This is a genomic window from Pseudocolwellia sp. G5-9 (genome assembly GCF_055808995.1).
In genome coordinates, this window is record NZ_CM147893.1 from 2,232,425 (window position 1) to 2,244,643 (window position 12,219).

The window sequence follows — 12,219 nt, forward strand, 5'->3', positions numbered from 1 at the left end:
CTACTTCCTTTTTAAAGGTTCTATTTTTGGAATAAGAACCCAAACAGATAGCATCGCAATTACCGCTAAAGAAGCACCAATAACAAATGCAGGCGTATAGTTTCCGTCAGCCGTTAAAATAGGTACTAAAGCCGTTAACCCGAGTGCTCCCAATTTTGCAGCCATACCTGCAAAGCCAGACAATGTTCCTACGGCTTTTTTACCATAAAGATCACTTGGTAGTGTTTGCACATTACCAATTGCAGTTTGAAAACCAAATAAGATAACTGCCATAATAATTACCGCAGTTGTTGGTCCGCCAGGGTTTGCCATAGCTAACAAAGCAGGCAACATAATCAAACAACCTAAAGTAATGGTTAACTTACGTGTTTTGTCGGTACTCCAACCAGCTTGTAAGCGATTTTGTGCAAGTAAACCACCAAACCAAGCACCAACCATGGCTCCTACATACGGAACCCAACCATAGATACCGATAGATTTAACGTCCATTGCATAAACTTCGTTAAGATAAATAGGGATCCAGAAAACAAACAGCCACCAAATAGGATCAATCGCTGCAGAGGCAATTATTACGCCCCAGCTTTGTTTACGTGAAAGTAATTCTTTAGTTGATGGGTTATATTCTTCTTCATCTGTAGCTGCACTATCATCAACGTCGCAACTTCTTTGACCTGTTAAAATGTACTCACGTTCTTCGTCAGTGATCCAAGGATGAGATTTAGGTGGCGCTTTCACTAAAATGATCCAAGGTATAAGCCATAATAAACCCGCTACACCAATCACAACAAAAACCATTTGCCAGCTAAAATAAACCGTTAGATAAGCAATTAAAGGAATAGCCACAATACCGCCAATAGCAGCACCTGAGTTAAAGATACCTTGAGCTAAAGCACGTTCTTTAGTTGGAAACCAATCAGCGTTACTTTTGGCTGCACCGGGCCAGTTACCTGCTTCTGCCACACCTAATATTGCACGGAAAATACTAAAGCTCAGTACACCTTGTGCAAAAGCATGAGCAGCCGTAGCTAAAGACCAAACACCAATAGATAAAACAAAACCTAAACGTGTACCAACCCAATCAAATATTTTTCCGAAAATGGCTTGGCCGAAAGCATAAGATAAAATAAAAACAATAGAGATATTTGCATAAATTTGTTTACGCTCTAAAGCCGATTCATCAGGGAAAAGGTCTTCTACTATATCAGGCCAAAGAACGGCAAGCGCAGAACGATCTATGTAGTTAATAACGGTAGCTAATGCAATTAATGCAATAACCCACCAACGTAAATTTTTCATTTTCATTAGCTGCTTTCCTTATTATGAATATGGTCAAAAGTACCTTCTTCGACAAAGTCTTCACGAGCAGGACTAAAAGTATCAATTAAAATACCACCTGTAGGACACGTTGCACCGTGATCAGCATGTGGAGGGATCATACAACTGTCACCTGCTTTTAATATTTTAGTTACACCATCAATATTAAAATGAAATTCACCTTCAACCACGTAAGTCACTTGCGAATGTCTATGCGCATGGTTGTAACCTATAGCGCCTTTTTCAAACCAAATTTTTACCGCCATTAATTCGTGGTTATAGCCCAACATTTGACGCTTTAAACCACCGCCTATGTCTTCAATTACTGCTTCATTACCTAGGGTAAAATGTTCACTTTGACTCATGTGGTGCTCCTACTACTTATTAATTTCGAACAGTTTAAAATGGCCAGTAAATTCAAAAGATTTACCGTTATAAGAAAATTTATTACGTGTTGCGCTATCTGCTTGTTGGCTATTAAAAACCAGTATGTAATTCACTTGGTTGTCAAAACTAAAAGCGACAATATCTAACCCGTTAATTTTTTTGTGTTGTAATGTTTTGAGCTTGCTCGTTGCATCTATAGTGAATTCTTTTGACGGGTTATATTCACCATGAGGTTCAAATACACTGACAAAACTATGTTTTTTAGTATTATTTACGCGAGCAATAAATGCATTTTCGTTACGTAAATTAAAGTTAGGATCGTTAGCGCCTAACTGGGTAAATAACATCTCTGACTTACCATCAACTAACGAAGTTTGCGTATAGAAACGTCCGTTATCTTCATTCAACCAAGTGATTTTAGCTAAGCCCGCTTTGGGTGAAGACTGAGCTTTTAACCACATGTGCTGATAACCATTATTTTTACCGAGTGCGGAAATACTTTCGGTTTTGGTGCCTAGTTCAAAATTGGTTTCAATTAAGTGACCTTTGTAATGTACAGGTAAATCTAACTGGTGCGCTTTATCACTGCTTACATCAAATACATCAACCACTAACGACTGATTTAATTTAGGTAAGTTGATCAACGCTAAAGTACGTTTGAGTTCAACGCCTTCATAAGCGGTATCAATTTTTGCTGACGATATTTTTACTTTATCGTTCACGTCAAAGAAAATAACCTCTGGATGATTAGCATTACCCACTGTTACATCGCTGTTAAAGTGCGATGTTTGATCTACCACTACCGTGTTATGAGCAATAGTATGCTTTGCATAGCTGTCGTTTTCAGGTAAGTAACGCCCACCAAATTTGGCTTCAACATTTAAGAAGCGAGCAGCACCGTAATCCGATACGATTTCTTGTTGGCGATCGTAAAACTGCCAAGTTAATTTATCAAAATGACCATGTCCTAAACCTTGAGCGGCAGGTTTAAATAATAACGCTTGTTCGCCTTCCACATTTTGGCGCATAACAACCAAAGCACCTTGCTTACCATTATTACCGTCGCCAAAAGCTACAGATTTAAATTGATAAGGTGTTGCTAAACCTTGATCTATCGCGTTAGCGACTTTTAAGCCATCGCCCGTTAAAACAATTTGATCTTGCTGTTTGGCAATATCTAATAAACCTGCATCTTTCGTTAGTCCGTATGCGATAGTTACGCCATTCACTAATTCGATAGTGTCGATGCCTTTACTTTTTATCGCATCGTTAATTGGAAAGAATAATTTGTTGTAGCTCAGCTGAATCGTGGTATCTATCGCTTTTAATAAAATACCATCGCGATATTCGAATATTTTACGTTCAGGTTCATTCGTTTGAATTGCTTTTGCAAAAGTAACAAAAGGCATTAAGGCATAACGTTGATAATATGGTCCTTCGTTGTAATAACCTTGAGGTGAAAACAATTCATCAAGTTGTTTCATAAAGCCGCCTTTACCTGATTTTTCTAAATCGTAAAGTGCTTGTTCAACCCATTCTTGCTCACCTAAAACATAACCTGTCATGCCTACAGCAGCGGTTGTCCAAGTACCATGATTATGAACTTTATTAAAAGTAGCCGGCGACTCTACCGATAAAAATCTTACGATAGGACGAAATAAACCGGTTTCAATTGTGTTTTTTTCAGCGGTGTTCAGCGAAGCTAAAATAAGGTCGTAAGCTTGGCTGGTATACACTAACCAAACGGCTTCATTTAAACTTTGCCAAAATAGTTTACCCGGGTTTTGTTTGCCTATTTTTCTTTTAGGATGAGGAGGTAAAGTAGGATACAAGTCAGCGTAAGCAAGTAGCATATCGCGAACATAGTCAGCATATTTTGCTTCACCTGTTAATTGGTAAATAACGCCAGCATCGTACATAACTTTGTAGTTTTTCTTATGACGTTCGTGGGTATAACCACCACCACCATCTTTTGGTACAGGTACGGTAATCACTTGCTGTAATTGTTGATCTACCCATGCTTTATTCGCTAGGTAAGCGTCTTTAAATTTACCTTGTTGATGAATGGCAGCTTTCATTGCAACAACATCATCAGCATTAATCACCAATGTAGGATGCGATTTAGCTGATACAGCCGTTGACGATAAACATAACGCCGCAAATACTAAAACAGAGCGTATTAAAACTTTAGTTACACCACTCGGTAATAAAGCCGCTAATAAGGTAATCGAATACCTCTGTGTTAAGGATTGTGTTGTCATCATTAAAGTACCTTATTGCCTTGTAAAATTGCCGTATGTGGACCTTTAACTCGTAATTCCACGATAATAGGTTCGGCTGTTTTATTTAGAGTGTTATTTGTTATATGTGTAACAGGCTCCCCTACGGTATGCTCAACATTAATTAAGGCGCTATCAATAAAGGTATTACCTTCAAGGTTAGTTACTTGCACCCCATGTAACTGCAGTGCAGATTTCGACTTGTTGCGTTTACCCTTACCTACATTAGTTATCATGTTGTTTTTGAAAAGTATATGTGGACCAAAAGTACTTTCGTCTGAACCGCCGCGATATAAGTTAACCAAAGTACCTTCAACATTTTTAAAGGTGTTGTTCTTCACATTTAAATATTCTGCGTTATAAATACCTAAATCATCGGTTTCTTTATTTAATCTAAAAATGTCACCCGTAATATTTTCAAAAACATTACTTTGAACATCTATTGATAAAGCGAATGCTCTGCTACCTGAATCAAAAAAGTGAAATGAATGGTTAATATCGAGATCTTTAATCACGCTATTTTTCATGGCAAAGCGATAGTTTTTAAACATGCCCCATTTAGCCGTTCTCACAAAAGTATTGCCCGAGTAATCAGCACTGTTTTTACCACTAACAACAATACCGTCGATACTTAAACTGCCACCATTATTAATTTCAAATAACGTTGAGCGACTAAAATCTACTAGCACCTTATGTTGATTTTTAGCTTTAATTGAAAGCGTTTTATCGAGTTTAATAATTTTTTCTACGCTATAGCTGCCATTTTCTAAAACTAAAGTATCGCCTGACTGAGCTTGCTCAACGGCTTGATATAACGACTCACCGCCCGCTTTAACCGTAGTTATTTTACCTGTACCAAAAGCAACTTCAGGTTCAGTTTTTTTATACCACGTAGGGCCAGTTTGATCTTTTAGCGTGGGTTGCAAGTCTTTCGAAACCCCTGCAGAGCTAGCTGAATAATTACTTGGGTATAACAAGCCGTTAGCAGCTCGCTTTAACACAACATTTTTTTCTGATATACCTGACGTAATTTTATTATTTTTCAATTTATTAGAAATATTATCGGTAAAAGTAATACCGCTAATATCGTCAAATACAGAAAATGGCGCTTTGTTGTTTTCATTAACAAACAGGTTGTTTTTAATGGTACTTTTGATAGGAACAGCTGTACGCTCTGCATCACTACCTGCGGCTAAATGAACATGGTCAACATTAATCAATGTGTTATTGGCTATTTGTGCATTAACCACTTGATGATAACGATTAATACTTGAGTTAGGCACACCATTCATTACCGTTAAACCACTACCAAAACGGTAGCCAGTTAAACCTTCTAAATAATTATTTTGCACAACTTGGTCACGGTTAATCACTCTAATACCGCCGGTATGGTCAACACCATTACCAAAAAATACGTTGTTTTTAATAATGTTTCCATTTCCGTGGCGAAGCGTTAACGTGCCACGTGATTCAAAAAAGGTGTTATTAAGAATGCTATTTTTACCCGATTTAACTGAAATAATTTCAACTTCGCCGTTACAACGATCAAAGTAGTTATTCTCAACCGTAGTAAATGAGTGAGTTAATGAATGATGACTGGTACCAATTCTTAATGTTTCGCCACCGTTTGAACCAAAGATAGGACGAGGGCCAAAATAGTTATGATCTATTCTATGATGATTTTGTTGGCTTTCTTCTGTAGTTAAACGCACAGCAACCGTAACGCCTTTATTACGTTTACCCACTAAATGGTTGTGGTCGAAACGATTATATTGACCATAAATACCGACCCAATAATCTGATTCAAATCGGTCTGGGTTACTGTAATTGTCAATCACCACTTCCGTTACACGAGAATAATAAGCAAGATCTTCTTTGTTACGTCTAAACGAAATCACTTCACTACTTGGCGTAAAACCATTTTTAAATACCAAGCCAGATACAACTAAATATTTACCGGCTAAACGTAAGTTAGAAGCCCCCGATAAAATAACCTGCCCTTTAGTTTCAGCTTTAAGAGTTACTGGAGAGTTTTCAGTGCCCATAGCTTTAAACACTATTTCAAAGTCTTGCCAAACACCGTTAGCAAGTATAACCGTGTCACCTGCTTTTAAATCTTTAGCGGCAGCAAAATATTCTTTTTGATTTTTCACTAATATTTCATTACGACTTTGTGTGTTGTCAGCCCCACATGATGCAATAAGTAAAGTGGTTAATATAAAAACACATAAACGAGTAAACGTTAGCTTTTTATTATGATTGTTCATTAATAACTCTCTTGTAATTTAGCAAGTATCCAAATTAATTTTCGCTTTAGTGGCGTGATTCGTTGGATAAGTAATGCATGAATTCTTCAGTAACGCTTCTAGTAATGAAAAGGTTTACTGAAAAAATGGAGTTCTACTGAATAAAACAAGATAGAACTCCTTTATTTCTAATTAGTTAGATAATAGTAGAGTTTTCCTCTATTAGTTAACCTAGGTTTCAGTAAAGTTGCACCAAACAATGCACCTTTATTTATTGTATTTATACGGCTTGCTTTTAACGCTGAACTTATTTTATTTAACTTATTTTTGTTCCTGCTCATGTGATCCCCCCAGATTGTATTTTTAAGTTTTAATTGCTTTTAATTTTTTCTTAAAATTTTAGTTATTTTAACAGCCTGCTAAATCTAACCAATCACCACACCAATTGTCAACCATTTTGTTATACCAATTAAATTAAAAATACTGTACACTTTATTACCAAAGAGATTTAAATAAAGACAAACCACATTAATACCAAAGCATAAACATAATTTAAAATCGAAAAAATATAATGTCTTTGCTATGGGTTTTGTAAATAGATACTATATAAACACTGTATTTAGTATTGCTAAAAAATTAAGGGAAAGAAAAATGAAGAATCGTCGATTATTTTGGCGTATCGTCGAGAATATAGAGGCTTCTATCGATAAAGGTGATTTTACACCTGGAAGTCGACTTCCTCCTGAGCGGGAACTTGCAGAAAGATTTGATGTAAGTAGACCGACTATTCGCGAAGCCATAATAGCACTTGAAGTGCGAGAGAAGGTTGAAGTTAAAACTGGCTCAGGCGTATACGTGTTACAAACTGCAACTCAAAACCATAAAAATCAAAACATCAGTGCATTTGAATTAACACAAGCAAGAGCATTGGTTGAAGGTGAAGTGGCAGCTTTAGCGGCAACCGGTATCACTGACGATGAATTAGAGGCTTTGCATAAAACTCTGGTTATGATGGAAAACCCTAAAGACGCGAACAGCATTGAAGAAGCCGACAAAATGTTTCATAACATTATTGCAGGCGCAACACGTAATGGTGCGATGATATTATCTGTTAACAACTTATGGGCGTTGCGAGAATCAACAAATGAAATTATTGACGATTACAAAAGCGTTTGTAGTACAGACAACAACCTTACGTTAACTGAACACACAGCCATTTATAACGCATTGAAAGAAAAAAATGCGACTAAAGCTCGCTTAGCCATGCATCAACATTTCAATCGCTTAATTAATGCTTTATTTGATGCCGTTGAAACCAGAGCATTAGAAGAAGTTAAAAGAAAAAATAGTGAAAAAAGAGGTTTATACTCTTTAGAAAGCTTAATTAAATAAACGTTAAAACCAGAAGGTTAACCAAACAAGGTTAGATAAATCAGTTATTTACTAACCTAACACCTAGTATTTGTGCTCAAAAACTTACCTTCAAAGCTAAAAATCTGTTTTTAAACTTCCAAAAAAAAGGCCTCAAAAAGAGGCCAATGAGCACTATAATTTATCACTGAGTATTGCCCGCTAGTTGTTCTAAAATATAACAACTAGCAGGCATTATCCGATCACTTCTCTAGTTTAAGGAAGTAATCAAAAATCTCTGGAACATTCCCTCTACCCATATCAGCATCACATGCTGCTTGTAGGTTTGCAGAGGTACCTTCAGCAATTTGAGAGCGTGTACCTAAATCACGGACCATTTCAAGGAAATAGCCTAAATCTTTATTCGCATTACCAATCGAGAAGCCTAGATCACTTACACCATCAACAGCGTAGTTTTTACAAAATTGCATAAAAGGTGAACTCGACGGGCCTGACGACATAATTTCAAAAAGTTGTTGGCGATCAACCCCCGCTTGTTCTGCTATAGCAAAGGCTTGCGACATAGCTGCTACGGTTGTCATTCCCATAAAGTTGTTAATTAACTTAGTTGTATGACCTGAACCTAGTGCACCAAGATAAAATACGTTTTCGCCTTGTTGCTCTAATACCGGTTTAACTTTATTAAAAGTTTCTATATCGCCAGCGGCCATAATGTTAAGTAAACCATCTTTAGCGTGAGCTGGTGTACGCCCTAATGGCGCGTCAATCATTCCTGCGCCTTTAGCCGCAAGGTCTGCACCAATTTTACGTGTAGAAGCCGGAATAGAAGTACCAAAGTCTACTAATACAGAACCTTCTGACATGCCCGCTAATACGCCGTTATCGCCGTAAACTACCATTTCAACTACTTTCGACGTAGTCAGTGCAAGCATTACAATGTCGCTTTTCTCAGCTAATTCTTTACCTGAAGTAACTTCAGTGGCATTACCACGAGCAATTACCGTTGCAACAGCATCTTTATTAAGATCCATTACATTAACTTGAAAACCACGTTTTTGCAGATTTTCAACCATGTTGCCGCCCATTAGGCCAAGCCCGATGAAACCTATGATAGGTTTTGTCATATCTAACTCCTAAATATATTGGTGTTGTTTGTCTAAGTCTAAAATCGCTAACGCCACGTTGGACGTAATATTTTCTTTATAAAAGAAAAATTCACTTAAAACTCAGATTAATGTCTGAATAAATAACCCATTGCACTAATGCTTTGTGAATCAGCTTTATAGGGAAGCACCATTGATAAGAGTGCATGTAAAATTCCGCTATAAATCCAGATTTAATAAGTTTGAGTACAAATACTAATCTCGCTCTAACCTAACTGACCATAAAAGCTAAATAAAAAACACATCTGTATATTTATTAGCCTCACTAAACACTTTAAAAATTCTAATATTAAGTGTTCTTCAGTTTTACAAAAGATATTACCAGCTAAGCAATACTAACCAACAATAAAATAAGTGTCAACCAATTTATGATTTATTGTAATACCAATAACAATTACCTATAGAAAAAAAACATTACCAATAATATTTACCTTAATAGAAATAAGGAAAACGGGATTAAATAAGAAATGAGAAGTGAATAAATAAAAATTCATAAAAAAAGCTTCAATATTGAAGCTTTTTTTATGGTAGGAATAGAGTATAAAGGTTATTCAAGAACGTATTGGCTAATTAAACGATTAAAACCAACAATATCGAAACTACCTTTAATTTCGAAATTAACTTGGCCTAATTCACTGATATATAATTGTATTTCGCAATCTAAATCTAACGTGCCTGAAGTCTCAATAGAGAATGCATTAATTTTGCTGTAAGGAAGAGAGGTATAATCAACTTTAGATCCTGTAATACCTTGCACGTTGGCTGAAATTACACGTTTATTGGTGAATACCACTTGATCTCTAATACTTTTGAACGTGGCAAAAATCGTTTCGTCGTTAATTAAAAAGGCATGAAAGTCTTCTCTCGCATCTTCATTATCAATTCGCTTTAGTTTAAATACAGATGAATTTTTAAAATCGATCATAAATAATTCCTTTTTCGAGGCTGTTGTCAGAGATAGTTACCTTAACCTGAAGATTTTCAATGCACAACGAATTTACTGTCATGTTTTCAAACGTTAAACAGCTCCATTTTCATAAATTGTAAAAAACTGATCGCGATTTGTAAGTTGTACTTACATTATTACAACACTTTGTAAGTATTAATAATTAACGAACATCATAAAATAATCGAATCAAAATACTTATAGGAACTAATAATGAAAGCTGTATTCACCATGATATTTGTAACAACATTAGCGGCATGTTCTTCAACAGCCATAATCCCTGAAGCTAATAGCGTAAGATTAACCCATAATGAACCTGGGCAAGAATGCGCATTTTTAGGAGATATTACAGGTAGCCAAGGCGATTTTTTTACGGGCTCCTTTACCTCTAATGCTGATTTAGAAACAGGGGCACGTAACGATCTAAAAAATAAAGCCATGATGCTTGGCGGTGACACTATTTATATTTTAACGCAAAGAGCTGGTCAAACAGGCCATTATGATGATGGATTTGGCGGCGGAAGCCAACAAACCAACGTAACATTATCTGGTAATGTTTATAAGTGCCGTAAGGAATAACCGTGATCATTTCTAAATAGTTGAATGGTTGAATGGTTGAATGGTTGAAGGCTCTAATTTACACAGAGACAAATAAAAAACGCTACCTCAGTAGCGTTTTTAAGTTACATCACTTAATACTTATTAAGCTTACTCAGCAATATATTCAACCACTTCTAAACCAAAGCCTGATAAAGAGTGATATTTACTTTGCGAGCTTAATAAACGCATTTTACTTACGCCTAAATTAGATAAAATTTGTGAACCTACCCCAACATTACGTGAACCCACATGACGTTTAACTTCTTTAACCTGTTCGCCAGCGTCTTGTTTTGCGTATTTTTCAACTTGCGCGATCAATGTTTCTGTTGATTCATGCTTACCTAGCAATACTAAAACACCACCTTCATCAGCGATTCTTTTTAACGCATCAGCCATTGGCCATTGTGAAACACTTTCGCGCTCGCTAAATAATAAATCTCTAAAAGTATTCTCAAGATGTACACGTACTAAAGTTGGCTCATCAGCTTTAATTTCACCTTTTGTTAAAGCAAAATGTGCCTGTCCGTCAATCGTATCTTTAAATACAGTTAAGTCAAACTCACCAAAAGCTGTAGGTAATTTACATGAAGTTACACGTTCTATTGTAGTTTCGTTAGCATTACGGTATTCAATTAAGTCTGCAATGGTGCCCATTTTTATACCGTGCTTTTCAGCAATAACTTCTAAGTCTGGGCGACGCGCCATAGTGCCGTCTTCATTTAATACTTCCACAATAACTGCTGCAGGTTCTAAGCCAGCTAATCGAGCTAAATCAACAGCAGCTTCAGTATGACCAGCTCGATTTAAAACGCCGCCATCTTTCGCCATTAACGGAAAGATATGCCCTGGTTGAACAATACTTAAATGGCTAGCATTCGGTCCTACTGCCGCTAAAACTGTTTTTGCTCTGTCTGCTGCTGAGATACCCGTTGTTACACCTTCAGCCGCTTCAATTGATACAGTAAAGTTTGTGCTAAATTGTGCGTTGTTGTTGTCTACCATTAACGGTAGCTTTAACTGTTTACACTTTTCTACAGACATAGGCATACAGATCAAACCACGACCATGAGTGGCCATGAAGTTGATTGCTTCAGGTGTTACCTTTTCAGCAGCCATAATGAAGTCGCCTTCATTTTCACGGTCTTCATCATCCATTAAAATAACCATTTTACCCTGAGCTATATCATCGATAATCTCTTGTGGGGTATTTAATTTCATATTTACCTCTTTATTTGATAAAACCATTGCGTGCTAATAGTTCATGCGTAACACCTGATTGTTGGTTATTTTCAGCTGTTTTGTGTGTTAGCAATCTTTCGATATACCGTGCTATCAAATCAACCTCTAAATTCACTTTAGCGCCCACTTGATAACTGCTAATAATTGTTTGTTCAGTAGTATGCGGCACGATAGTTAATCTAAATTTATTATCCGATAAACTATTTACCGTTAAGCTTGTGCCGTCAATAGTTACAGAACCTTTCTCGGCAACATATCCGGCTAAATCATTAGGCATTGATACCCAATAATGAATGCTATTACCATCATGTTCAACTGCTACTATTTCAGACAAAGCATCAACATGCCCTGAAACCATATGCCCACCAAAACGCGTAGTGGGTAACATAGCTTTTTCTAAGTTAACCTTTTGACCACTTTTATAATGAGCAAAGCCAGTACGCGCTAAGGTTTCGTTAGAAACATCAGCACTAAAGCTGTTTGTGCTAAAATCAACAACCGTTAAACAAATGCCATTAGTGGCGATTGAGTCACCTAATTTTACATCGTGCATATCAAGCTGACCGGTTAACACCGTAATACGCGCACCTTGAGCATTGATTTGAATAGTACCTATTTGGCCTACGGCTTCTATAATTCCTGTAAACATGAATAACTCTTGTTAATTATGTATC

At 36.5% G+C, this 12,219-nt stretch carries 10 protein-coding genes; 2 read left to right on the plus strand and 8 right to left on the minus strand.

Annotated elements, in window-relative coordinates; translation table 11 throughout:
• From AC0L5Q_RS09550 to AC0L5Q_RS09565, 4 genes are read right to left on the minus strand one after another with little or no spacing between them, the layout of a single operon-like run.
• Nucleotides 1-1,302: an MFS transporter gene (locus AC0L5Q_RS09550; RefSeq protein WP_473617958.1), complete on the minus strand. Its 1,302-nt coding sequence runs from the start codon at nt 1,300-1,302 to the stop codon at nt 1-3.
• Nucleotides 1,302-1,679 (minus strand): cupin domain-containing protein, encoded by a 378-nt coding sequence (locus AC0L5Q_RS09555; protein WP_473617962.1) that lies wholly within the window; start codon nt 1,677-1,679, stop codon nt 1,302-1,304. Before AC0L5Q_RS09555 ends, AC0L5Q_RS09550 begins: the two co-directional genes overlap by 1 nt.
• Nucleotides 1,680-1,691: 12 nt before the next feature.
• Complete coding sequence (locus AC0L5Q_RS09560; RefSeq protein WP_473617966.1) at nt 1,692-3,965, minus strand: heparinase II/III domain-containing protein; 2,274 nt, start codon at nt 3,963-3,965, stop codon at nt 1,692-1,694.
• Nucleotides 3,965-6,247 (minus strand): chondroitinase-B domain-containing protein, encoded by a 2,283-nt coding sequence (locus tag AC0L5Q_RS09565; RefSeq protein WP_473617970.1) that lies wholly within the window; start codon nt 6,245-6,247, stop codon nt 3,965-3,967. Before AC0L5Q_RS09565 ends, AC0L5Q_RS09560 begins: the two co-directional genes overlap by 1 nt.
• Nucleotides 6,248-6,877: 630 nt before the next feature.
• Between AC0L5Q_RS09565 and AC0L5Q_RS09570 the strand changes: the two genes are divergently transcribed.
• Entirely contained in the window at nt 6,878-7,618 is a 741-nt protein-coding gene (locus AC0L5Q_RS09570; RefSeq protein WP_473617974.1) for a FadR/GntR family transcriptional regulator, read from the plus strand.
• 221 nt (nt 7,619-7,839) lie between these two features.
• On the opposite strand, the gene AC0L5Q_RS09575 is transcribed toward AC0L5Q_RS09570, so the two are convergent.
• Nucleotides 7,840-8,721, minus strand: a complete 882-nt coding sequence (locus AC0L5Q_RS09575; protein ID WP_473617977.1) for an NAD(P)-dependent oxidoreductase — start codon at nt 8,719-8,721, stop codon at nt 7,840-7,842.
• A gap of 586 nt (nt 8,722-9,307) precedes the next feature.
• Nucleotides 9,308-9,685, minus strand: a complete 378-nt coding sequence (locus tag AC0L5Q_RS09580) for a PH domain-containing protein (protein ID WP_473617981.1) — start codon at nt 9,683-9,685, stop codon at nt 9,308-9,310.
• Nucleotides 9,686-9,919: 234 nt separating this feature from the next.
• Here AC0L5Q_RS09580 and AC0L5Q_RS09585 point away from each other — a divergent pair, with 234 nt between their 5' ends.
• Nucleotides 9,920-10,285: a DUF4156 domain-containing protein gene (locus AC0L5Q_RS09585; RefSeq protein WP_473617985.1), complete on the plus strand. Its 366-nt coding sequence runs from the start codon at nt 9,920-9,922 to the stop codon at nt 10,283-10,285.
• Nucleotides 10,286-10,414: 129 nt separating this feature from the next.
• Here the strand turns inward: AC0L5Q_RS09585 and ribBA are convergent, their stop codons facing one another.
• Together ribBA and AC0L5Q_RS09595 are read right to left on the minus strand one after the other, a co-directional pair.
• A complete protein-coding gene (gene ribBA / locus AC0L5Q_RS09590) occupies nt 10,415-11,524 on the minus strand; it encodes a bifunctional 3,4-dihydroxy-2-butanone-4-phosphate synthase/GTP cyclohydrolase II (RefSeq protein ID WP_473617989.1) in 1,110 nt (369 codons plus the stop codon).
• A gap of 10 nt (nt 11,525-11,534) precedes the next feature.
• Nucleotides 11,535-12,194 (minus strand): riboflavin synthase, encoded by a 660-nt coding sequence (locus AC0L5Q_RS09595; RefSeq protein WP_473617993.1) that lies wholly within the window; start codon nt 12,192-12,194, stop codon nt 11,535-11,537.
• Nucleotides 12,195-12,219 lie beyond the last annotated feature (25 nt).